This is a genomic window from Streptomyces sp. GESEQ-35, assembly GCF_017948485.1.
Taxonomy (GTDB): domain Bacteria; phylum Actinomycetota; class Actinomycetes; order Streptomycetales; family Streptomycetaceae; genus Streptomyces.
Window position 1 is genome coordinate 117,207 of the sequence record NZ_JAFFSX010000014.1, and the last position, 23,020, is coordinate 140,226.

Annotated in this window: 20 protein-coding genes and 1 pseudogene; 14 read left to right on the plus strand and 7 right to left on the minus strand. The window is 70.9% G+C overall.

Going from position 1 to position 23,020, the window contains the following annotated elements; all coding sequences use genetic code 11:
• Positions 1-5: 5 nt before the first annotated feature.
• On the minus strand, positions 6-1,247 hold the full coding sequence (locus KCH87_RS26385; RefSeq protein ID WP_210588746.1) for a TerD family protein: 1,242 nt from the start codon (positions 1,245-1,247) through the stop codon (positions 6-8).
• 301 nt (positions 1,248-1,548) lie between these two features.
• On the opposite strand from KCH87_RS26385, the gene KCH87_RS26390 reads away from it, so the two are divergent.
• The 4 genes from KCH87_RS26390 (at position 1,549) to KCH87_RS26405 (ending at position 6,243) form a co-directional block, all read left to right on the plus strand.
• Positions 1,549-1,986, plus strand: a complete 438-nt coding sequence (locus KCH87_RS26390; RefSeq protein ID WP_210588747.1) for a DUF6643 family protein — start codon at positions 1,549-1,551, stop codon at positions 1,984-1,986.
• 43 nt (positions 1,987-2,029) lie between these two features.
• Positions 2,030-2,857, plus strand: a complete 828-nt coding sequence (locus KCH87_RS26395) for an MOSC domain-containing protein (RefSeq protein WP_210588748.1) — start codon at positions 2,030-2,032, stop codon at positions 2,855-2,857.
• 182 nt (positions 2,858-3,039) lie between these two features.
• Complete coding sequence (locus KCH87_RS26400; protein WP_210588749.1) at positions 3,040-3,645, plus strand: hypothetical protein; 606 nt, start codon at positions 3,040-3,042, stop codon at positions 3,643-3,645.
• Between the two features lie 162 nt (positions 3,646-3,807).
• Positions 3,808-6,243 (plus strand): right-handed parallel beta-helix repeat-containing protein, encoded by a 2,436-nt coding sequence (locus tag KCH87_RS26405; protein WP_210588750.1) that lies wholly within the window; start codon positions 3,808-3,810, stop codon positions 6,241-6,243.
• Here the strand turns inward: KCH87_RS26405 and KCH87_RS26410 are convergent.
• Positions 6,213-8,591 (minus strand): hypothetical protein, encoded by a 2,379-nt coding sequence (locus KCH87_RS26410; protein WP_210588751.1) that lies wholly within the window; start codon positions 8,589-8,591, stop codon positions 6,213-6,215. The two genes, KCH87_RS26405 and KCH87_RS26410, sit on opposite strands and share 31 nt — an antisense overlap.
• 257 nt (positions 8,592-8,848) lie before the next feature.
• Between KCH87_RS26410 and KCH87_RS26415 the strand changes: the two genes are divergently transcribed.
• Together KCH87_RS26415 and KCH87_RS26420 are read left to right on the plus strand one after the other, a co-directional pair.
• Entirely contained in the window at positions 8,849-9,679 is an 831-nt protein-coding gene (locus KCH87_RS26415; protein ID WP_210588752.1) for a DeoR/GlpR family DNA-binding transcription regulator, read from the plus strand.
• Positions 9,680-9,743: 64 nt separating this feature from the next.
• Positions 9,744-10,217: an SRPBCC family protein gene (locus tag KCH87_RS26420; protein ID WP_210588753.1), complete on the plus strand. Its 474-nt coding sequence runs from the start codon at positions 9,744-9,746 to the stop codon at positions 10,215-10,217.
• 82 nt (positions 10,218-10,299) lie between these two features.
• Here the strand turns inward: KCH87_RS26420 and KCH87_RS26425 are convergent, their stop codons facing one another.
• Complete coding sequence (locus KCH87_RS26425) at positions 10,300-11,424, minus strand: PLP-dependent cysteine synthase family protein (RefSeq protein ID WP_210588754.1); 1,125 nt, start codon at positions 11,422-11,424, stop codon at positions 10,300-10,302.
• A gap of 362 nt (positions 11,425-11,786) precedes the next feature.
• Between KCH87_RS26425 and KCH87_RS26430 the strand changes: the two genes are divergently transcribed.
• Together KCH87_RS26430 and KCH87_RS26435 are read left to right on the plus strand one after the other, a co-directional pair.
• Positions 11,787-12,110 (plus strand): hypothetical protein, encoded by a 324-nt coding sequence (locus tag KCH87_RS26430; protein ID WP_210588755.1) that lies wholly within the window; start codon positions 11,787-11,789, stop codon positions 12,108-12,110.
• Between the two features lie 207 nt (positions 12,111-12,317).
• A complete protein-coding gene (locus KCH87_RS26435) occupies positions 12,318-12,854 on the plus strand; it encodes an ATP-binding protein (RefSeq protein ID WP_210588756.1) in 537 nt (178 codons plus the stop codon).
• Between the two features lie 70 nt (positions 12,855-12,924).
• On the opposite strand, the gene KCH87_RS26440 is transcribed toward KCH87_RS26435, so the two are convergent.
• From KCH87_RS26440 to KCH87_RS26450, 3 genes are read right to left on the minus strand one after another with little or no spacing between them, the layout of a single operon-like run.
• The gene (locus tag KCH87_RS26440) at positions 12,925-15,486 is read right to left on the minus strand and encodes an ABC transporter permease (RefSeq protein ID WP_210588757.1); all 2,562 of its coding nucleotides are present in this window, start codon (positions 15,484-15,486) and stop codon (positions 12,925-12,927) included.
• Positions 15,483-16,223, minus strand: coding sequence for an ABC transporter ATP-binding protein (locus KCH87_RS26445; RefSeq protein WP_210588824.1), 741 nt, complete (start codon positions 16,221-16,223; stop codon positions 15,483-15,485). The genes KCH87_RS26440 and KCH87_RS26445 overlap by 4 nt, the downstream gene beginning before the upstream one ends.
• Positions 16,224-16,279: 56 nt before the next feature.
• The gene (locus tag KCH87_RS26450; protein WP_210588758.1) at positions 16,280-16,570 is read right to left on the minus strand and encodes an SHOCT domain-containing protein; all 291 of its coding nucleotides are present in this window, start codon (positions 16,568-16,570) and stop codon (positions 16,280-16,282) included.
• Between the two features lie 169 nt (positions 16,571-16,739).
• Here KCH87_RS26450 and KCH87_RS26455 point away from each other — a divergent pair, with 169 nt between their 5' ends.
• From KCH87_RS26455 to KCH87_RS26470, 4 genes and pseudogenes are all read left to right on the plus strand, one after another.
• Positions 16,740-17,306: a TetR/AcrR family transcriptional regulator gene (locus KCH87_RS26455; RefSeq protein ID WP_210588759.1), complete on the plus strand. Its 567-nt coding sequence runs from the start codon at positions 16,740-16,742 to the stop codon at positions 17,304-17,306.
• Positions 17,307-17,311: 5 nt separating this feature from the next.
• Positions 17,312-17,458 (plus strand): annotated as a pseudogene (locus KCH87_RS26460) (cupin domain-containing protein); the annotation flags it as partial.
• A 29-nt stretch (positions 17,459-17,487) separates the two neighbouring features.
• Entirely contained in the window at positions 17,488-18,408 is a 921-nt protein-coding gene (locus KCH87_RS26465; RefSeq protein WP_210588760.1) for a phosphotriesterase, read from the plus strand.
• A 1-nt stretch (position 18,409) separates the two neighbouring features.
• Positions 18,410-18,799, plus strand: a complete 390-nt coding sequence (locus KCH87_RS26470; protein ID WP_210588761.1) for a tautomerase family protein — start codon at positions 18,410-18,412, stop codon at positions 18,797-18,799.
• Positions 18,800-18,821: 22 nt separating this feature from the next.
• Here the strand turns inward: KCH87_RS26470 and KCH87_RS26475 are convergent, their stop codons facing one another.
• Positions 18,822-19,400 carry a PadR family transcriptional regulator gene (locus KCH87_RS26475; protein ID WP_210588762.1) on the minus strand — a complete coding sequence of 193 codons (579 nt, stop codon included), beginning with the start codon at positions 19,398-19,400 and terminating at the stop codon, positions 18,822-18,824.
• Positions 19,401-19,537: 137 nt separating this feature from the next.
• On the opposite strand from KCH87_RS26475, the gene KCH87_RS26480 reads away from it, so the two are divergent.
• Together KCH87_RS26480 and KCH87_RS26485 are read left to right on the plus strand one after the other, a co-directional pair.
• Positions 19,538-20,911, plus strand: a complete 1,374-nt coding sequence (locus KCH87_RS26480) for a carotenoid oxygenase family protein (protein WP_247196849.1) — start codon at positions 19,538-19,540, stop codon at positions 20,909-20,911.
• 33 nt (positions 20,912-20,944) lie between these two features.
• A complete protein-coding gene (locus KCH87_RS26485; protein ID WP_210588763.1) occupies positions 20,945-22,975 on the plus strand; it encodes an FAD-dependent oxidoreductase in 2,031 nt (676 codons plus the stop codon).
• The last annotated feature ends 45 nt before the right edge of the window (positions 22,976-23,020 follow it).

Consider the following 23,020-nt stretch of genomic DNA (forward strand, 5'->3'; position numbering starts at 1 on the left):
CCGGCTCACTTCCGCCCGGGGGTCCAGTTCATGCCCCAGCCGTAGGCGTAGTCGATCGTCCGCTGCGGGCTCACCCCGCGCTCGGGCACCAGGTAGCGGGCCTCGCGCTGGACGACCAGGTCGCTGCCCGTGTTCGTGATGAGGGCGAGCGCGCACACCGTGGAGGGGACGGTGCACTCGTCGAGCGAGAAGTCGATCGCGGCGCCGTGCTGCGGTGTGAGGGTGACCGTGGCGTGCAGGTCGGCGAAGGAACGCGCTCCTTCGTAGATCGTCACGAAGACGAGGATGCGCTGGAAGGCCTGTTTGTGGTCGAGGTTGACGGTGAGGTTCTCGCCGCTCGCCATGGCGCCGGTGCGGTCGTCGCCGTCGAGGTGGATGAACGGGGGCTGGTGCAGGGCGCCGAAGGCGTTGCCGAGCGACTGGACGATTCCCTTGCTGCCGTCGGTGAGTTCGTACAGCGCGCACAGGTCGAGGTCGAGGTCGGAGTGCATGGCCACGGCACGGCCGAGCTTGCTGCCCCAACCGGAGAACTGCTTGCGCATCTCCCAGTTGAGGTTCACGCGCATGGCACCCGAGGTGCCGCCCTGCTTGCTCAGCGAGACCGAGGGCGATGCCTTGGTCAGCGTCACCTTGCTGAGGCTGACCGGCGCCGCGGGGGGCGCCGCGGGAGCGGGCGGCGCGGTCACCGGCGGTGCGACGGGCGCGGACGGCGTGGCGGCGGCCGGTTGCGGCTCGTCCACCGAGATGCCGAAGTCCGTGGCGAGGCCCTCGAGCCCGCTGCTGTATCCCTGGCCCACGGCACGGAACTTCCAGGCGCCCTGGCGACGGTAGAACTCCCCGAGGACGAAAGCGGTTTCCACGGTCGCGCCCGTGCTGTCGAAGCGGGCGACCACGGTGTTCTGGGCGGCATCGCGGACCTCGATGTAGAGGTCCGGCACCTGGCCGAACGTACCGCCGTCCGTCGATGCGGCCAGGACCAGCGTCTCGATCGCGGGCTCCACGCGCGCGAGGTCGACGAGGATGCTGTCGACCACCACGCCGCCGTTGTCCCGCTTGCCCTCGTGGCGAACCGCGCCGGAGGAGTGCTCCGGCTGGTTGTAGAACACGAAGTCGCTGTCGGACCGGACCTTTCCGCCGACCAGCAGCAGAGCCGACGCGTCCGCGTCGGGTACGCCCGGTCCGGAGCGCCGGCCCAATTCGACCCGCAGCGCCGTCGTCGGCACCGGAGCATTCGATCCTTTTGGCATTGACATGTCCGCCCCCATCACCAGTCACCGCGCCGGGTCGTCGCACCCCGGCAGCCCATTGGGTTCACCACATGACCAACCTATTCCCCGGTACGGCGAACTCCCATGAGGAGCCACCGGAAGATCGCCGTCCAACCCCGGCAACCTGCGCGGAACTCGGCCTTTACAGGATCCGAACGTGGACCGCCGCCCCTTTTTGCCGAGTTCGCTCGCATTGGGGATCCCACGTCACTGCCGACACGGAAAACAACCCTCTTATCGGTCTCCCCAACCAGCACATCGTGGGCTTAACTTATGTGCCATGACCTCCCCCCGCTCCACTTATGGCGGCGGCTACTACTCCGCCTCCTTCCCGGACACTCCGATCTACGACAGGCTCGTCGCCGAGCGGGGTACCCCGCAGATCGCTCCGATCCGGGTCCCCGCGGCGTACGACATGCCGGGCAGTCACCTGCCCGCGCTGCCGTCGGCGCTTCCGGCCCTCCCGGCCGGCCCGTCCCAGGCTTCGTACGGCTACCCGCAGGCGCAGCAGCCTGCTCCCCTCCAGCAGGCGCCCGCGGCGTACATCCCGCAGCAGGCGTCCGCGCCCCGCGGCTATCCCGGACCGCAACAGCAGCAGCCGCGCCAGATGGCGCCCGGCACGGGCTACGAGGCGATGCGCCCCGCGGCTCCCCGGCCCACCCCGGCTCCGTACCAGGACCCGTACAACAGCCAGCAGCAGCAGTACCGCGGCTACTGATTCCTCCACCGGGACTGTCGGTGCCGGCTGGCACGATGGCCTCATGGGGTACGCGCAGCTGCAGTCGATTCACGTTCATCCGGTCAAGGCGGTCCGGGGCCAGGCGCCCCGGGAGGCCGTCGTGGAGCCCTGGGGCCTGGCCGGAGATCGGCGCTGGGCGCTGATCGACGACGGGGGAAAGGTCGTCACGCAACGTCAGCAGCCGCGCCTCGCACTGGCCGCCGCCGAGCTGGTGCCCGGCGGCGGCGTTCGCCTGTCCGCACCCGGCATGGCCCCGTTGACCGTGACCGTCCCGGAGCCCATCGGCGGCGTGATGGTGGAGATCTTCCGCGACAAGGTCGAGGCGTTCCCGGCCGCGGACGCGGCGGCGCACGCCTGGTGCAGTGACCATCTCGGCACCGAGGTGCGTCTCGTGCACATGGACGACCCGGCCAGGCGCCGGCCTGTCGACCCAGAGTACGCACGGCCCGGCGAGACCGTCACCTTCGCCGACGGCTACCCGCTGCTGCTCGCCTCGGCCGCCTCCCTCGACGCCCTCAACTCCCTGATCGCGCAGGGCGATCACGCGGACGAGGGCCCCCTGCCCATGAACCGCTTCCGGCCGAACGTGGTCGTGTCGGGCACCGCCCCCTGGGCCGAGGACGACTGGTCACGCCTGGCCATCGGCGAGGTCGTCTTCCGTGTCGCCAAAATGTGCGGGCGGTGTGTCGTGACCACCACCGACCAGGGCACCGCCGGACGCGGCAGAGAGCCCCTGCACACCCTCGGCCGACACCGCCGCCTCAGCGGAAAGCTGGTCTTCGGACAGAACCTGGTGCCCGAATCCCACGGCACGATCCGGCTCGGCGACCCGGTCAGGGTCCTGGACTGAGAAGCACCCGCTCCGACGCGGCGGGCGGGAACTCGGCTCGGGGGTCGGCGCGTTGTGATGGTGGATTTCATGAGAAGTTCGTGAGAGGCCCGATCGGGGGTGATTTCGCTCTCTCTTGACCGGGGCCTTGCGTGAACGGCTCCGCCGGGGGTTATCACGGAGCGGGAAGGGGGTGCCGAACCGTGCGAACCATCAGCGGACTCTGGCGCTGGCGACACAATCCGCTGCGCCGCAGGACCGATCTGACCGAGGCCTGGGTCGCCCTGGCTGCTCTGCTGCTCATCCTGTTCGCCGCGCCCATGACGGGCTCCGTGGTCGGCGGTGTCACGCAGGACGCGCTCCAGCAGTCCGTCCGGGACCAACGGGAGTCGCGCCACGTGGTGACGGCCACCGTGGTGCGCAAACTCAACCGCTCCCCACTGGACGCCGACCCCGAGACCTCTACCGGGCGGGACATGAGAAGTCGTGTCCTCGCCGACTGGACAGCACCGGACGGCACCGCGCAGCACGGGCCGGTCATGGCCCACGTCGAAGACCCGCAAGCGGGCGACAACTTCGCGCTCTGGACGGACGGCCACGGCCGCGTCGTGGCCCGCCCGCTGGATCCCGCCACGGCGACGACGCACGCGGTCCTCGCCGGATTCGGCGCCACTCTGCTCACCGCGGGCCTGATCGACGGCTTCCGGCGGCTGATCGTCTGGCGCATGGTCCGCCGCCGGTACGCCCGTTGGGACCAGGCATGGGACCGGGCGGGCCCCGACTGGGGCCGGACCGGCACCGGCAGTTGACGGCCTTCCAGCTCTGGTCAACCCACTGCCTGCGCGCACGCTACGGTGGACCGGCCGGACTCGCTTCGGCGTCAACCCGCGCGAGTGAGCCGCAGGGGCCGCTTCGGCGTCCCGAAGGCGAACGAGCCATCAGCACGACCGAGGTGGGGGCACAGCAACGCCATGGCACAGGGCACGGTCCAGGTGACGCACTCCGGCACATCGCGGTGGCGTCGCCGCACGGGTGAGTACGCATCGCTCGCCGCCGCCCTGGAGGCCGCGGCCGACGGCGACGTCCTCACCGTTGCTCCCGGCACCTACCGGGAGAACCTCGTGGTGCAGCGGGCGGTGACCCTGCGCGGACCCGAGGGCTCCCCCGGTTCGGTGCGCATCGCGCCCCTGGACGGGGTGCCGTTGACCGTGCGCGCCTCCGCGGTGGTCCAGGACGTGCATGTGGAGGGCCAGGACACGGCCGCGCCAGCACTGCTCGTCGAAGAGGGCGCCCCCGAGTTGTCGGACGTGCGGATCGTCACGCGGTCCGCGTCCGGCATCGAGGTCCGCGGCGGCGCCCGGCCGACCGTGCGGCGCTGCACCGTGGACAATCCGGCCGGCATCGGCATCGCCGTACTCGACGGCGGGGGCGGGGTGTTCGAGGAGTGCGAGGTCGTCGCGGCCGGCCAGTCCGGCGTCGCGGTGCGCGGGGGTGCCCACCCGCGCCTGGAGCGCTGCCGCATCCACCACACCTCGGGCGCCGGCCTGACGGCGACCGGCGAGAACTCGGCGCTTGAGGCCGTGGGTTGCGAGGTGTACGAGGTCCGGGGCAGCGGCGTGCAGGTCACCGGCCGGGCCACCGCGCACCTCACCGACTGCGATGTGCACCGCACCACCGCCGACGGGGTCACCCTCGACACCGACGCGGTGCTGACCCTGGCGGACTGCCGCATCCATGACATCCCGGAGAACGCGGTCGACCTGCGCTCGCGTTCCGTGCTGACGCTGACCCGGACGACGGTGCGTCAGTTCGGCCGCAACGGCCTGTCGGTATGGGATCCGGGCACCCGGGTGGACGCCAACCAGTGCGAGATCTTCGACAGCACCGGCGACTATCCGGCGGTGTGGGTCAGTGACGGCGCCACCGCGGTCCTCGACTCCTGCCGGGTGCACGACGTGCCGGACGCGCTGTTCGTCCTGGACCGCGGCTCCCGCGCGGACGTCGTCGACAGCGACCTCTCGCAGGTGCGCAACACGGCCGTGTCGGTGAGCGACGGCGCCACCGCGCAGCTCGACGACTGCCGCATCCGGGACGCGGCGACGGGCGCCTGGTTCCGCGACCACGGCAGCGGCGGCACCCTCAACGGCTGCACGCTGGACGGCGTGCAGACCGGCGTGATCGTCACCAAGGGCGCCGACCCCACCATCGAGCGATGCACGGTCGACTCCCCCGCGGAAGCCGGTTTCTATGTGTCGGCCGGCGGACGCGGCACCTTCCTGAACTGCCGGGTGACGGGCAGTGCCGGCTACGGCTTCCATGTGATCGACGGCTGCCGTACGACGCTGAAGAAGTGCCGTACGGAGCGGTGCGCGCGCGGCGGGTACGAGTTCGCCGACAGCGGCCCGGAGGCAGCGGGCGCCGGTCCGGTCGTGGAGGACTGCACCAGCGACGAGAGCGGGGGCCTCAAGCCGCCCGCGGCGCGGGAGCCGGCCATACAGACGGTCAGTCAGTCGCCGGGCCTGCTGGGCGCGATCCCGGGGCAGCGCACCACCGAGCAGGAGCCGCTCGTCGCCGCCACCACGCCGGAGAAGCCGACGCGGACCTCGAAGGCCGTCCTCGGTGAACTCGACGCGCTGGTCGGCCTGGAGAGCGTCAAGCGCGAGGTGCGGGCGCTGACCGACATGATCGAGGTGGGCCGGCGCCGCCGGCAGGCGGGCCTCAAGGCGGCATCCGTCAAGCGCCACTTGGTCTTCACCGGCTCCCCCGGCACCGGCAAGACGACGGTCGCCCGTCTCTACGGCGAGATCCTGGCCTCGCTCGGCGTGCTGGAGAAGGGCCATCTCGTCGAGGTGTCCCGCGTCGACCTGGTCGGCGAGCACATCGGCTCCACGGCGATCCGCACCCAGGAGGCCTTCGACCGGGCGCGCGGCGGTGTGCTGTTCGTCGACGAGGCCTACGCGCTGTCCCCGGAGGACTCGGGCCGGGACTTCGGCCGTGAGGCCATCGACACGCTGGTGAAGCTGATGGAGGACCACCGGGACGCGGTCGTGGTGATCGTCGCCGGCTACACGGCCGAGATGGAGCGATTCCTGTCGGTCAACCCCGGCGTGGCCTCCCGCTTCTCCCGGACCATCACCTTCAGCGACTACACCGCCGAAGAGCTGCTGCGCATCGTGCGGCAGCAGGCCGAGGAGCACGAGTACCGGCTGGCACCCGGCGCCTCGGAGGCCCTGCTGAAGTACTTCACGGTGATCCCCAAGGGCCCGGCCTTCGGTAACGGCCGCACCGCCCGCCAGACCTTCGAGGCGATGGTGGAACGGCACGCGAGCCGGGTCGCGCAGTTCGAGGAGCCGAGCACGGACGACCTCACGCTTCTCTACGCCGAGGACTTGCCCGACTCGCCCTGAGCCTCCCCCTTGCGGCGCGGTCCGGGCAGCTCCGGCCGCAACCGGGCCAGCAGCCGCTCCCGTTCCTCGGCGAACGCCGGGTCGGCCTGGTAGTCGGAATGGCCGAGGATGGGGGCGGGCAGCGGATGCGTGTCCGTGCGGCCGTAGGCCAGGGGATCCTTGAGGGCGTCGTGGTCCACTTCGGGGCCACAGTCGCCGGGCAGCCGTACCGGTCCGCCGATGGGGTCGGTGAGGCGGTAGAGGTTGCGCCAGCAGTCGACGTCGTGGTGCAGGGAGCTGAGGGCGGCCGGGCCGAAGTGGGCCGGGAACCAGCGGCCGTAGAGGCGCTCGAGCGGGGAGCCGTACGTCAGCAGGGCGACCCGCTTGCGCACGGCCGGTGTCAGCTGCCAGGCCGCGGCGGCTGCGAGCACGCTGCCCTGGGAGTGGCCGGAGATGACGAGGCGTCCGCCGGTGGCGTCGGTCCAGGTCGCCATGCGCCACGTCAGGTCGGGCACGGCCCGCTCGGCGTAGCAGGGCGGGGCGAAGGGGTGGGCGGCGCGCGGCCAGAACGTGCCGACGTCCCACAGGATGCCGATCGTGCGCCGCGCGGAGGCGTCCTTGTAGGCGCGCCGGCCCCAGGTGACGAACAGTATGAAGCCGAGCCCGATCAGCCAGGAGCCCAGTGCCTGTGCCGTCTCGGCGGCGCCGTGGAGGAAGGGGTGTGTCGCCTCGGTGGCCTCGCTGGGCACCTTGTCGCTCGCCATGGCGCCGACGAGTGCGCCGGCGCCCAGGAGCAGGGTCGTGGTGGAGACGACGGCGACGAGAAGCGGCGCCCGGTCGGTGAGCGTGGCCATGGCGAGGGTGTTCGCGATGCGGCGGGTGCGTGTGGGGTCCTCGGGGTCGCCCGGCCGGTCGGTTCGTACCGTTGCCAGTTCGGCGCGGCGCAGCAGCCAGGTGCGCCGTCCCAGCAGACCGCAGAGCAGCAGCAGGACGACGAGCAGCGGCGGGATCACGGACGACTGCCAGGTGAGCAGAACCGGCGGACCGGGAACGGACGCCCGCGTGCCGTCCAGCCAGTCGGCGACCCGCTGCGACAGGCCGCCGGACATCACCCCGCCCAGTGCGCAGGCCAGCATCGCCACGGCGGGTCCCCCGAGACCGTGCATCGCGGCGCGGGGTTCGGGGTGGGTGCGGTAGAGCAGGTGGGCGACCACGGCCAGGACGATGACGAGCAGACCCTGGAGGAGGGCGATACCGCCGAAGGTCGTGTCGCCCGGCAGGCGGCCCTGCGACACCCAGCCCGGGCGTTCCCACCCGGCGTACACCATGGAAAGGGCGAGCAGGACGAGCGCGGCGAGCGGCAGCCGTCGTACGAGGTGCTCGTCGAGTTCCTGGTCGAGGTGGTTCTCGCTGCGGCCCCGGCGGCAGACCACCCACACGACGGCGGCGGCACCCGCGAGGAGCGCCCCGGCCAGCAGCCAGCTCAGCGTGTCGAGGAGGGCGGGCCCGCCGGGCCTGCGGTCGAACCGGGCCGCCGAGGTGCCGACCGCGGCGGCGACCGTCAGCAGGCCCGCCGCGGTGTGTGCGGCACGCAGCCGGGCCACCAGGCGCCGCCCGTACCAGAAGCCGGGCCGGCCCAGGGCGGTACGGCTGGTGTCCTCGTCGGGCTCGGCGCTGCGGGAGATCGGCTGCCGGGACTCGTAGGCGCTCCAGGTGCGGCGGGAGAGGTACCACAGCAGGCCGGTGAGCGCGGCGGGCACCAGGGCGGCGAGCGCGAGCCGGCGTCCGGGCAGGCTCCACCAGCCGCCTTCGGTCGGGGACAGGAAGCCCAGCCAGGAGTGCCGTTCGGCGCACGCGCGCGTGCCCGCGCACTGCCACGCCGTCAGGTCGAGGGCGACCTCGCACGCGGCCGCGACGAGCAGCACCGTCAAGGTCAGTCCGGCGAGCCGCACCAGCAGCCCGTACAACCGCACCGTGCGGTCACGGCCCCGGGCGCTGGGGCGCATCCAGTGGGCGAGGTTGACGACCATGAACGGCAGCAACAGCAGCCACAGGGCGCGGGCGCTGTTGCCGGAGGTGAGGTTGGACCAGACGTAGGCCTCGGGCACCGGTCCGCTGCGGTGCTCGCCGGGGCTGGTCTCGGCTTCGGCGTCGTCGGCGCGCCGGAAGACGGCCGCCGTGTCGTCGCCGGTGACCCGGACCGTCCGTGGATCGTCGAGCATCTTCTCGGGTGTGGCGCCGCCGACGCCGTGGACCAGGAGCTCCAGGGCGATGCCGGGATTCTCGGACTTCTGGGCGGGTCCGTCCGCCCCCTCGGACAAGACACGTTCCACTGATCTCGCACTTCCCCCGTGACGCGCCGTCGGCATGTGCCCGTGCGGGCCTAAGGATCTCCGCTTTATATGGTCCGCACACCTCTCGTCACGGAATCTCCCCGATCCGAGTGACAGACGGACATCGGATGGTGTCCGAGTGACATGCGCGCGACGGGACACGCGGTGACGCGACCCGCGCCGACACGTGAAAGGATGGGTCGTCTGCGCCCCGGATCGGGGAGAATGTGCTTGTCGGAGCGGGTGTGCTGGGCGTGTCGGACGGCCCTTGGACGAAAGGAACCGGAGCGTACGTGAGTGAGAATCAGAACCTCCTCGCGGAGCAGCGGCGCGCCCTGATCCTGGACGAGGTGCGGCGTCGCGGCGGTGTCCGTGTGAACGAGCTGACCCGCAAGCTCGGCGTGTCGGACATGACCGTGCGCCGCGACCTGGACGCGCTCGCGCGGCAGGGCGTGCTGGAGAAGGTGCACGGCGGCGCGGTCCCGCTGGTCGAGGCGAGCACGCACGAGCCGGGTTTCGAGGCCAAGTCGGGCCTGGAGCTGACGGCCAAGGAGGACATCGCGCGGACCGCGGCGCAGCTGGTGGCGCCGGGCACCGCGATCGCCCTGTCGGGCGGTACGACGACCTTCGCGCTGGCGCACCATCTGCTCGACGTTCCTGACCTGACGGTCGTCACCAACTCGGTCCGGGTCGCCGACGTCTTCCACGCCGCGCAGCGCACCTCGGGTCCACGGCAGGGCGCGGCGACGGTTGTCCTGACCGGAGGTGTGCGCACGCCCTCCGACTCCCTCGTGGGTCCGGTGGCCGACCAGGCGATCGCCGCGCTCCACTTCGATGTGCTGTTCCTCGGCGTGCACGGGATATCGGTGGAGGCCGGCCTGTCTACGCCGAACCTCGCGGAGGCCGAGACCAACCGGCGGCTCGTGCAGTCGGCGCGGCGGGTCGTGGTGGTCGCGGACCACACCAAGTGGGGGACGGTGGGCCTGAGTTCGTTCGCGGCGCTGGAGCAGGTCGACACGCTGGTGACGGACGCGGGACTGCCGGCCGAGGCCCGCGACGAGGTCGCGGAGCATCTGCGCCGGCTGGTGGTGGCGGGTGAGTCCGAGGAGGACGCAGACAGCTGACGGTACGTCAGCTAGGGTGAGGCTGCCCGGTCAACGCCCGCCTCTCTGCTGGAGGTTGTCGTCCATGGCTCACCGTCTGCGCCCGGTGGGGCTCGACTTCGTCGGCTCAGCGCCCGTACGTCTCGTCTTCGCGCGGGAGGTCTCCGCGCCGCCCGAGGCGGTCTTCTCCGCGCTCGCCGAAGATGTGCCGGGCTGGGTGGACTGGTTCTCGGCGGTGACGCTGGCCCGGCCCACCGACGACGGCGCCGGGCGCGAGATCCGGCTCAAGGGCGGCACACGGTTCCAGGAGACGATCCTCGCCGCGAAGGGGCCCGAGGTGTACGCCTACCGCATCGACGAGGCCAACGCCCCCGGGGCGCGTGCGCTGGTCGAGGAGTGGCGGCTGACGCCGGCCGGGACGGGCACCCGGGTGCAGTGGACGTTCGCCGCCGACGGGACGCCTCCGTTCCGCATGGTGCTGAGACTCGCCCGGACAGGACTGGGCCGGGCGTTCCGGGACGCGGTCACGGCCCTGGACCGGCGGCTGGCGACGCGCTGACTCAGGACGACACTGGACCGACCGGCCGGGCAGCACGGCGACCCAAGACGACACTGGACCGGCGACTATGCGGCGCGCCGGCTCAGGACGGCCAGATCCCCGTCTCCAGCAGCGAGTCGATCGCCGCCGTGTACGGCGCGATGTCCAGGCCCTGCTCGGCCAGCCACGCGTCCGAGTAGTACTTGTCGAGATAGCGGTCGCCGGGGTCGCACAGCAATGTCACCACGCTCCCCCGCCGCCCCTCGGCCACCATCTCGGCGACGATCTTCAGCGCGCTCCACAGACCGGTGCCGGTCGAGCCGCCCGCCTTGCGGCCGATGGCCTGCTCCAGGGCGCGTACGGCCGCCACGCTCGCCGCGTCGGGCACCTTCATCATCCGGTCGATGGCCCCGGGCACGAAGCTCGGCTCCATGCGCGGCCGGCCGATGCCCTCGATACGCGAGCCGCAGTCACAGGTGACGTCCGGATCGCCGGTGGTCCAGCCCTCGAAGAAGCACGAGTTCTCCGGGTCGGCGACACAGATACGGGTGTCGTACTGCATGTAGTGCACATAGCGCGCGAGGGTCGCGGAGGTGCCGCCGGTGCCGGCCGTGGCGACGATCCACGCGGGCTCCGGGAACCGCTCCAGCCGAAGCTGACGGAAGATCGATTCGGCGATGTTGTTGTTGCCGCGCCAGTCCGTGGCCCGTTCGGCGTAAGTGAACTGGTCCATGTAGTGGCCGCCGGTCTCCACCGCGAGGCGGGCGGACTCCTCGTACATCCTGCGCGAGTCGTCCACGAAGTGGCACTGCCCGCCGTGGAACTCGATGAGGCGGCACTTCTCGGCGCTCGTCGTGCGCGGCATGACGGCGATGAAGGGCACGCCGATGAGCCCCGCGAAGTACGCCTCGGAGACGGCCGTGGAGCCACTGGACGCCTCGATCACCGGGCGGCCCGGCCGGATCCAGCCGTTGCACAGGCCGTACAGGAACAGCGAGCGGGCGAGCCGGTGTTTGAGGCTGCCGGTCGGGTGGGTGGACTCGTCCTTGAGATACAGGTCGATGCCCCACTTCTCCGGCAGCGGGAAGCGGAGCAGGTGCGTGTCGGCCGAACGGTTGGCATCGGCCTGTACCTTGCGGACGGCTTCTTTCAGCCAGCCGCGGTACACGGCGTCACTGTGGTCGACGTCGAGGGTCACGCCGGTCGGGGTCTGCTCGGTAGTGCTCACGGCGGTGCTCCTCACGGCTGTCGTCCACGACGGTTCGCGCGGCCGTAGCACCGATCATAAACACCTTCCGCACGCTTCTCACCTGCATAAACGCACCTTTGAGTACCCCAAAGGCCACCCTGGAGGCAGCCTGGGGGCGCATTCGCGCGAGTGCTCCGCACACCCATGCCGAGCGTGGCGTGCGTACTGGTGCTCGACGTCGGCTGCGGGCAGACTGCACCGGACGGGACACAGGCCCGGGCAGGACGCCGGTCCGGAACGGAACACGGACCCCGCACAGGGACGCACACTGGATCACGACAGGAGCCGGCCCACGAAGGATCACGGCCGGCACACCGACACGCACGAGGGGGCGGGGCGGGATGGCGGAGCCGGAGTTCAAGGCCACTGGAGTGCGGATCGGGAAGCGACTGCGCTCGCTCACCCGGGCCGGACAGGTCCGGATCAGTGGCGGCAGGCTGGAGTTGCTCACCAGTTACGGCAGCGAGATCGACAGCGCGCCGGTACAGGCGGTGCGCGCGTCGCGGCCCTGGTTCGCACCGGAGGACCGGGCGCTGGCGGACCTCAACGGCAAGCGGTACCTGCTGACCCTCGGCGACCACGACCCGGCACCGGGCGAGCCGGGCCCGCCCGCGGCGCGCCGGTTCATCGAGGCTGTAAGCCGGGCCGCGGGACGTAACCGCTGACCTGTTGCACAGCGCGGTCGGCGGGACGACCGCGAGTTGCGGTACTGCACCCCTTGCGTCACGCTGGTTTCACGTCACTCTGGGTTTACCGGCGATAACGCTGCGAACCAGCCCGCCGGCCACGACAGCAGGCGGCCGTTTCACGCACGCATCCTGCTGGATCCGTACGTTCGTGTTCTTCCCACCTCACGTCGGGGAGTCGCAGCCGTGATCAGTCACCCAAGCAGACACTGCACGGTGGAGCTCCAAGCCCTGCCGTCGCGGATCGGACAGGTCCGCAGAATCGTATCGGCACAGTTGCGGTACTGGCATTTGGACACTCTCATCGACCGGGCCGCGCTCGGTGTGACAGAGCTGTTGACCAACGTCCACCAGCACGCGCAGCCCGACAAGATGTGCACCGTGGAGATAGAACTGCTCCTCGACCGGCTCAAGGTCTCGGTGCGCGACCACGACCCGCGTCTCCCTGTGGTCAACGACGCCGATTCGCTCGCGACCTGTGGGCGGGGTCTGGCGATGGTGGCCGCCGTCAGCGAGAGCTGGGGAGTGCGGCCGGACGGGGAGTCGGGCAAGGTCGTGTGGTTCACGCTGCACACTCCCACGGCCGCGCGTTCCGTGGCCGCCGCGTGCCCGCCGCGCCGCGCGGAGAGCAACACGCCCGTGCCCGTGTTCGCGGAGGTCGAGCGCACGGTCGACGCCCATCGGTCCGGACATGCTCCCGCCCGGTCGGCCGTTGCCGGCTGACCGGGCGGTGATATGCGTTTGACTGCTCGGCCGACGCGCGGGACCGGTGAAACCCGGTGGGCCCTTGCCGTCACTCTGTGGCTATCGCCCGCAGGACGTCCAGCCGTGCCGCGCGCCGTGCCGGACGCAGGCCTGCCAGGGCTCCGGCCGCCAGTCCGACCAGGGCCACCACCGCCAGTTGCAGCGGCGGCACCGCGAAGGCGAAGGCACTGTCGCTCGCACCGTCGGAGGCCTTCACCAGTACCCAGCCGAGGAAGGCGCCGAGGCCGAGGCCGCCCACCGTGCCGAACGCGGCGACCAGGACCGACTCCCAGCGGACCATGGCCCGCAGCTGGGCTCGGGTCTGGCCGACGGCCCGGAGCAGGCCCAGTTCGCGGGTGCGCTCGTGGATCGCCAGGGTGAGGGTGTTGGCGATGCCGAGGAGGGCGATGAGGACCGCGAGGGCGAGCAGCGCGTAGACGAGGGTCAGCATCATGTCGATGCCGCCGGCCGCGGACTGCGCGTAGTCATCGCGGGTCTGCACCTCCGGGTTGCCGTACTGGTCGGCCACCTTCTCCACCGCGGCCTTGCCCGCGTCCGCGCTCACACCGTCCCTGAAGGAGACGGCGACCAGGCTGTCGGAGTCCTGAGTGCGGTGCGGGGCCCAGGCGGCCCGCGTGATGACGTAGTCGCCTGCGAGTTCCGACTGGCCGTAGACCGCGCGGACGGTGAACGTCTCCCTCTCGCCGTCAGTGAAGACGAGTTGGGCGGTGTCGCCGGTCTCGAGGTGCTGCTTGTCGGCCTCGCTCTTGGTGATGGCGATGCCGTCGGAGCCGAGATCGCGCAGGTTGCCCTGAACGTTGCCGAGGTCGAAGGTGCGCTCCAGGGCGACCGGGTCGGTGACGGTCAACGCCCGTCCCTTGCCGTCGACTTCGGCCACGCCGCGGCCGAGTCCTACGGCCGTGTCGACCTCGGGGAGGTCCTGGACGGCTCCGGCGAGCCGAGGGCTCAGTCCGCTGCCGCCCGCCCCGAACGACGGGGTGCTCACGGCGACGTCGCCCGCGAAGGACCGCGACACGGTCTGGTCCATGGTGGCCTTCAGCGAGGCCCCGAACACCGTGAACAGCGAAACCACGGCCACGCCGATCATCAGGGCGCTCGCGGTGGCGGCCGTCCGCTTGGGGCTGCGCAGAGCGTTGCGCCGGGCGAGCCCGCCGGTGACGCCGCGCAGCCGGTCGAGCGGCACGCCGAGGATCCGTACGGCCGTCGAGGAAGCGACCGGGCCGAGGACCACGAAGGAGACCAGGGCCAGGACGGCACCGGTGCCCGCCAGCCAGATGGACGGGGACACCAGCACACCGGTGAGCGTCACCGCGACGGCCAGGGCGGCAAGGCCCGAGCCGAGGACGGCACGCGGGCCGGAGGCGCCCGACTGGTCGACGGAGGTCTCACGCAGCGCGGCCAGCGGTGCGGTACTTCCGGCGCGTACGGCGGGCAGCAGGGCGGAGCCCAGGCAGACCACGACGCCGACCGCCAGCGGCAGTGCCATCGACAGCGCCTTGACGACCAAGTCACCCTCGGGGAACGGGAATCCGATCGCCGGGAACAGCATCTGCAACCCGGCAGCGATGCCGATCCCACCCGCCAGACCGGCCACCGACGCGGTCACGGCCACGACGCTCGCCTCGACCAGGGTCGACGCGGTCACCTGACGGCGGGACGCGCCGAGGGCACGCAACAGGGCGTTCTCCCGGGTGCGTTGGGCCACGACGATCGCGAAGGTGTTGTGGATGGAGAAGGTCGCGACCAGCAGGGCGATGCCGGAGAACACCAGCAGGAGGGTGGTGAAGATGGCCAGGAACTGGCTGGAGATCATCTCCGTGTTCTCCTCGGCCGACTCCTGTCCGGTGATGGCCTCAACCCCCTTGGGCAGTGCGGGAGTCAGCCGGTCGACCAGGTCCTGCTCACTGACGCCGGGACCGGCCCGCACGAGAATGCTCGCCGCCTCGCCGGGGCGGGCCGTGAGGTACTTCTCGGCGTCGGCGCGCGTCATGCCGGTGTAGGTCACCTGCGCCATGCCGTCCTCGCCGCCGAACGTCGCGAGCCCGACGATCTTCACCTGCACGGGGTCGGGCGTACGCAGGACCGTCGTGTCACCGATCTTCAGGTCGCCCTGCTCCGCGGCTCCGCGGTTGACGACGACCTCTCCGGACTTCTCCGGGGCGCGGCCTTCGGCGAGTTGGTACGAGTTCAGCTCCGGGTCGGTGATCCAGTTCCCGGCGAGGGTGGGCGGGCCCTGGCCACCGATGGGGTCGCCGTCCTTGCCGACGAGCTGGCCGGCGCCCTGGATGTCGGGTGCCGCGGCCGCCACGCCCTCCACCTGCTCGACGGAGTCGACCAGGTCCGCGGCGACCGGCTCCCGCACGCCCTCGCTCTCGCCGGGCGTGGTGATGGCGTCGGCGCTGCGGACGACGGCGTCGGTGCCGCTGGTGGCGTTGCCGAACATGGTGTCGAAGCTGGCGCGCAGCGTGTCGCCCATGACGAGCGTCCCGGCGAGGAACGCCACGCCGAGGAACACCGCGAAGAACGTACCGGCGAAGCGGCGTTTGTGGGCGCGCAGGGAGGACACGCTCAGGCGTACTGAGGCGTTCATGACGGCACCTCGAAGGCTTTCAAGCGGTCAAGGATCTTGTCGGCGGTCGGGGATTCCATACGGTCCACCAGGCGTCCGTCCGCGAGGAAGACGACCTCGTCGGCATGGGCGGCGGCGGCCGGGTCGTGGGTGACCATGACGACCGTGCGGCCCGTCCGGCGTACGGCGCGGCCGAGCAGGCCCAGGACCTCCTCGCCGGAACGGGAGTCGAGGTTGCCGGTCGGCTCGTCGGCGAAGACCACGTCCGGCTGTCCGGCGAACGCCCGGGCCACGGCGACGCGTTGCTGCTGGCCGCCGGAGAGTTCGGAGGGCCGGTGGTGGAGCCGGTCGCGCAGACCGACCACGTCGATCAGCGCGTCGGTCCACTCCGGGTCGCCCTTGGTGCCCGCCAGGTCCAGCGGCAGCATGATGTTCTCGGCGACGGTCAGCGTCGGCACCAGGTTGAACGCCTGGAACACGAAGCCCACCCGGTCGCGGCGCAGGAGCGTGAGGCGGCGGTCGTCGAGGGAGCCCAGCTCGGTGTCGCCGATGAAGGCGGCTCCCGAGGTGAGGGTGTCGAGGCCGGCCGCGCAGTGCATCAGGGTGGACTTGCCGGAGCCCGAGGGCCCCATGATCGCGGTGAAGCGGCCGGCCGGAAAGTCGACGCTCACGCCGTCCAGGGCGCGTACGGCGGTGTCGCCACCGCCGTACACCTTCACTGCGTCGACGACACGTGCGGCGGTGCGCACTTCGGTCATCTCAGGGGTGGCGCGAAGCGCCTCGTTTGGGGTGGTGGTGGGAGACGGGCGGGACGTCATGCCGCACCGCCCTTGCCCGTGCGTCCGAACTGCTCGTCCAGGACGGACAGCCGGCGCCAGTACTCGTCCTCGTCGATCTCGCCGGAGGCGAAGCGCCGGCCGAGCATGGCGATCGGCGAGTCGCCCGAGGGGCGGTGGTCGTCCATCGGGCGCCACGGTCCGCGGCGGCCGCGCCAGACGGTGCGGCGCAGCAGCGTGACGGCGCCGACGACGACGGCCGCCCAGATCAGCGGGAAGAACAGGATCCACGGGCCGGGCCCGCCGTCCCAGTTCGCCAGGGTCTGCATCTCGGTTCATCTCCCTTGAGGGGTCTTCCGGTGATGCTTCGAGACTGGCTCCGGGGAGGGGTCCTGGTCGTCGTACGGCCAGCGGCAGTGTGTGTACCTCCCGGGGAGTAGGCGGGCCCTGACGAACTGCTCCATAGACTCTGTAACTACTAGTATGTACAGTGATTCCATGGGCACACCGGAGCGACTGATCGAGTCCACCCGCGAGCTGCTGTGGGAGCGCGGTTACGTGGGCACCAGCCCGAAGGCCATCCTGGAGCGCGCGGGCGCCGGACAGGGCAGCATGTACCACCACTTCAAGGGGAAACAGGACCTCGCCCTCGCCGCGATCCGGCGCACGGCCGAGGAGATGCGGGCTACCGCCGAGGGAGTAATCGACGGGCCGGGCACGCCGTACGAACGCATCGAGGCGTATCTGCGGCGCGAGCGCGACGTGCTGCGCGGCTGCCCGATCGGCCGGCTGACGATGGATCCGGACGTGGTGTCCAGCCCCGAGCTGCGCGCACCCGTGGACGACACGCTCGACTGGCTCCGCGAACGGATCGCCGGGATCGTCGAAGAGGGCCAGGAGCAGGGCCAGTTCGCGTCCTCGCTGGACGGCGAGGAGATCGCGGCGACCGTCGTGGCGACCGTTCAGGGCGGCTACGTCCTGGCCCGCGCGTCCGGATCGCCTGCCGCGTTCGACGCGGGTGTCCGCGGACTGCTCTCCCTGCTCGCCCCCCGACAGGAGCCCTGAGACATATGCGCATCACGAGGACACGACCCGACACCCGGCAGGGCCCGGCGGAGAACTTCACGGGGACCGTGTGGATCGACGAGATCGCCGCGCCCGCCGGTCCGTCGCGTCTGCGGATGTTCAACGTCCACTTGCATCTGTCGGCGCCGGGAAGGGACGAGCCGCCGCGGGGCCGGCAGTGGTGACTGCGGTCCGTACGGTTGTGGGGGACGTGCGCCCCGGGGAGCTGGGCGTCGTCGACGCGCACGACCACCTGTTTCTCCGCAGCCCGCGGCTGCCCGGTCAGGAGTTGAACGACGCCTCGGCGGCACGGGCCGAACTGGAGGCGTTCCGCGCGGCCGGCGGGTCGGCCGTCGTGCAGTGGACGCCGTACGGCATGGGGCGGCGGGCCGCCGATCTGCCATTGCTGTCCCGCGAGACGGGGGTGCATGTCGTCGCAGCGACCGGGCTGCACCAGGCCGTGCACTACGACGACGGGACGCTCGCCGGGCTGCGCGGCAAGCTCGCCGACGTGTTCCTCGCGGAACTGACCGAAGGCATCGGGACGTCGGGCGTGCGCGCCGGGTTCATCAAGGTCGCGGGCGGCTTCCATGCACTGGATGCGCACGCCCGCTGGACGATGCGCGCGGCGGCCGAGGCGCACCGCGCGACCGGTGCGGCCATCGCCGTCCATCTGGAGCTGGGCACGGGTGCGCTCGACGTACTCGACCTGCTGTGCGGCGAGTTGGCGGTTCCGCCGGAGCGGGTCGTTCTCGGCCACCTCAACCGCTCCCCCGACCTGGTCGTGCACCGCGAGGCCGCATTCAGTGGCTGCTATCTGGCCTTTGACGGCCCGTCACACGCCCACCACGCCACCGACTGGCGCATGCCGGACGCCGTACGGGCTCTGGCCGACGCCGGTTTCGGCGACCGCATCCTCCTCGGCGGCGACACGACGACCGCTCCGGCCCGCTCGGTCAACGGCGGTCCGGGGATGCCGTATCTGCTGCGCCGCGTGCGTACGCGGCTCGAAGTCGCCCTGGGCGCCGAGCTGGTGGGCCGGATCCTGACGGAGAACCCGGCCCGCGCCTTCGCCCGGCCGTCATCGAAGGAGTACAACTGACATGCCCTTCGTCCGTATCGACGCCCTCGGCGCAGACCCGGACCGGCTCGACGCACTGGGCCGCGCCGTGCACGACGCCCTCATGGAAACCATCGGCATCCCGCCCGACGACCGCTTCCAGGTCCTGGTCGGTCACGACGGGACCACGAGCACACTGCGCTACGACGACTACCTCGGCGTCCACCACGACGACGGCATCGTCTTCGTCGCGATCACGCTGCGCGCCGGCCGGACACCCGCGCAGAAGCAGGCGCTGTACCGGCGCATCGCCGAACTCGCCCATGACTACGCGGGCACCGAGCCGCGGAACGTGCTCGTTTCCCTGACCGAGAACGAGTCGGTCGACTGGTCGCTGGGGCACGGGGTGGCGCAGTACGTCGTACGCGACTAGGCCTCTTCTTTCGGCACCGTCGTCACGGGGCTGCATCTTCCTGTGTGATCGCTTGTCGTGCGCGCAGGACCCGGCTGGTCTCGTTGCACCAGTCGGCGTGTTCCTGCTCGAAACGGAGGCCGCGCAGACAGGTCAGGTACGGCCCGATCTTGTCGCCGGACGTCAGGAACGCCTGCTCGTCCAAGTCACCGCGCAGGCCATGCAGGAACCGGGTGAAGATGTCGATCTTGGCCGCGGCGATGGCGGCCCGCTCCTCCAGCTGTTCGATCACGGCTTTCACGGAGACGCTGTCCACGGCCTGCACCTTGACCAGGAGGTCGTCCCGGACGAAGGACGGCTTGACCGGAGCCGCGGCGAAGCGCTCGAGCTCGGCGAGACCGGCGCCGGTGATCGTGAACAACCGCTTGGTCGGGCGGGACTCCTGAACCACGTTACGGCCCTCGACCAGGCCGCTCTTCTCCATCTTGGCCAGCTCCAGATAGAGCTGCTGGGGCACCGCATGCCAGAAGTTGGCCATGCCCAGGTCGAATGTCTTGGCCAGCTGGTAGCCGCTGGACTCCCCGTCCAGCAAGGCCGCCAGCACCGCGTGCCGCAGAGCCACGATCGCCCTCCCTGCTCTCTCTGCCGCTGATGCTTCCATCCGCCCCTCCGCCTGTCGCGCAGGGGGTTGACCTCTTCGACTTACTCAACAATATTAGTATTCAGGATTATGACTATTCTCTCCGTCAGGGAGATGGCATGAAAACGTCACCGAAGTCCCCGTACGACAGCGTCATGGCGCCGGCGACCGAGGAGGTCACGGCCTTCGATCTGCCCGTCACCGGCCGCATCCCGGCCGAGCTGAACGGCCGCTACCTGCGCAACGGGCCCAACCAGATGAACCTCGACGATCCCCTGCTGCATGTCTTCGTCGGCGACGGCATGGTCCACGGCGTGCGGCTGCGCGACGGCAAGGCGGAGTGGTACCGCAACCGCTGGGTCCGCTCCCAGCACATCGCCAAGGCACTGGGCGAAGAGCCCCGACCCGGTGACTACCGCAGGAACGACCTCGGCGCGAACACCAGCGTCATGGGTCTCGGCGACCGTACCTTCGCCTTGATGGAGGGGGGCACCAGGCCGTACGAACTCTCCTACGACCTCGACACGTTGGGCCTCTGCGACTTCGGCGGGACCCTGCGCGAAGGCTTCACCGCCCACCCGAAGGTCGACCCGGAGACCGGTGAGATCCACGCCGTCACCTATGACATCGGGGGCGACGCCGTGCGCTACCTGGTCGTCTCCCCGGCCGGCCTGGTCACCCGCACCGTGGAGATCCCGGCCCCGCACGGGCCGATGATGCACGACTTCTCGCTCACCCAGAAGTACGCCGTCCTCTACGACCTGCCCATCGCCTTCAGCCTGGAGGCGGCCAAGGCAGGCGAGAGGCTTCCGCTGGTGTGGCACGAGGGACGCGGCGGCCGGATCGGCCTGCTGCCCCGGGGCGGCACCGAGGTGCGCTGGATCGACATCCCGCCCTCCTGGGTCTTCCACACCCTCAACGCCTATGACGACGGTGACACGGTCGTGCTGGACCTGGTCCGGTATCCGAAGATGTTCGTCAATGCCCAGTTCCAGGGCAACAGCCTTCCCACACTGGACCGTTGGGTGGTCGACACCGTCACCGGTAAGGTGACCGAGACCTGTGTCGACGACCGCCCCCAGGAGTTCCCGGTGGTCAGCCCGGCCGTCGTCGGCGGCCCGTACCGCTATGGATACTCGGCTGTCACCGCCCCCCTGATCCGCTTCGCCGGACCGACCGCCGAGCTGGAGGACCTGTCCGACGACTCGTTCGGCGACGCGCTGCTCAAGCACGACCTCACCAAGCAGTCCACGGAGGCGCACTACTTCGCCAAGGGGTGCTACGCCAGTGAGGCGTTCTTCGTGCCCGCCGAGAACGCGCGGGCGGAGGACGACGGTTACCTCATGGCGTACCTCTTCGATCCGGGCCGGGGCGCCAGCGACCTGGTGATCCTCTCCGGCCAGGACTTCACCGGCGCCCCCGTCGCCACGATCCATCTCCCCGCGCGCGTGCCGTTCGGCTTCCACGGCCGATGGATCCCCGACCTGGCCTGACGCTCGCGTCCCGACCGCAGAGAGCGAGTGACGATGACCGAATATCCCCATCTGCTGCGCCCCCTCGACCTCGGGTTCACCACCCTCCCCAACCGCGTGATCATGGGCTCGATGCACAGCGGTCTCGAGGACGGCAGCGGCCGACTCGACCGGCTCGCCGCGTTCTTCGCCGAGCGGGCGCGCGGTGGTGTGGGTCTCATGGTGACCGGCGGCTACTCGCCCAACGAGGCCGGGATGTTCTACCCGGGCGCCTGCAAACTCGGCACCACCGCCGAGGCGCGGCGGCACCGCGTGGTCACGGAGGCGGTGCACCAGGAAGGCGGCAGAATCGCGTTGCAGCTGCTGCACGCGGGGCGGTATGCCGACCACCCCGGTGTGGTGTCCGCCTCCGCGCTCCAGGCGCCGATCAAGCGGCACCGGCCCCGTTCCCTGACCGACCAGGAAATCCGTGCCCACATAGCCGACTTCGGCCGGTCGGCCGCCCTCGCCCGCGAGGCGGAGTACGACGGCATCGAGGTCATGGGCAGCGAGGGCTACCTCATCAATCAGTTCCTGGCGCCGCGCACCAACCACCGCACGGACGCCTGGGGCGGCACGGCCGAGAAGCGGCGGCGGATCGCGGTGGAGATCGTCCGGTCCTGTCGGAAGGCCGTCGGGCACGACTTCGTCATCATCTACCGGCTGTCCATGCTGGAGCTGGTCGAGGACGGTCAGACCTGGGACGAAGTCGTCGCTCTCGCCAAGGAGGTCGAGGCGGCCGGTGCCACGATCATCAACACCGGTATCGGCTGGCACGAGGCCCGCGTGCCCACCATCGTCACCTCCGTGCCGCGGGCTGCCTTCACCGCCGTCACCGGCAAGCTCAGACAGCACATCGGCATCCCGGTGGTCGCCTCCAACCGGATCAACATGCCGCAGGTCGCCGAGGAGGTGCTGGCCCGCGGCGACGCCGATCTGGTCTCCATGGCCCGCCCGTTGCTCGCCGACCCCGAGTGGGTGGCCAAGGCCTCGGCCGGCCGGGCGGACGAGATCAACACCTGTATCGCCTGCAACCAGGCATGCCTGGACCACACCTTCACCCGGACGACCGCCTCCTGCCTGGTCAATCCGCGCGCCGGCCGCGAGACCACGCTGCGTCTCGATCCGGTGCGGCGCGTCAAGCGGGTCGCCGTCGTCGGTGCGGGACCGGCCGGACTGTCCTGCGCGGTGACCCTCGCCGAACGCGGCCACCGGGTCGAGCTGTTCGAGGCGACGGACACGATCGGCGGGCAGTTCGACATCGCCTGCCGCATCCCGGGCAAGGAGGAGTTCGCCGAGACCATCCGCTACTACCGCCGCCGCATCGAACGCACCCGCGTCACCCTGCACCTGAACACCCGGGCCACCGCGGCCGCGCTGGCCGCGGACGGCTTCGACGAAGTGGTCGTCGCGACGGGCGTCGTCCCACGGGTGCCGGACATCCCCGGCATCGACCATCCTTCCGTGCTGTCGTACGTCGATGTCGTACGGCACGGAGCATCGGTCGGTGAGCGGGTGGCCGTGATCGGTGCGGGCGGAATCGGCGTCGACGTGAGCGAGTTCCTGACGCACTCCAAGTCGCCGACCCTCGATCTCCAGGCGTGGCGGACCGAGTGGGGTATCGACATCGACACCGAGGACCTGCGCGGTGGCCTGGTCGGACCGAAGCCCGAGCCGTCGCCCCGAAAGGTGTATCTGCTGCAACGCAGGACTTCCCGTATCGGCAAGGACCTCGGGAAGACCACTGGTTGGGTTCATCGGGCCGTGCTGCGGGCCAAGGGCGTGGAGCAGATCGTCGGGGTCGGCTACGAGCGGATCGACGATGCGGGACTGCACATCTCGTACGGTCCCGAGCGGCAACGGCCCCAGGTGCTCGCCGTCGACACCGTGGTGGTCTGCGCAGGCCAGGAACCAGTGCGTGATCTCGTCGACGGGTTGACCGAACGGGACATCACCACACACCTCATCGGCGGCGCGGACGTCGCCGCCGAACTGGACGCCAAGCGTGCCATCGAGCAGGGCACACGGCTCGCCGCGGCGATCTGAGCCCGTGCGTCGCAGCGAGGCACACCCCCTGCCGAGCCGCCGAGA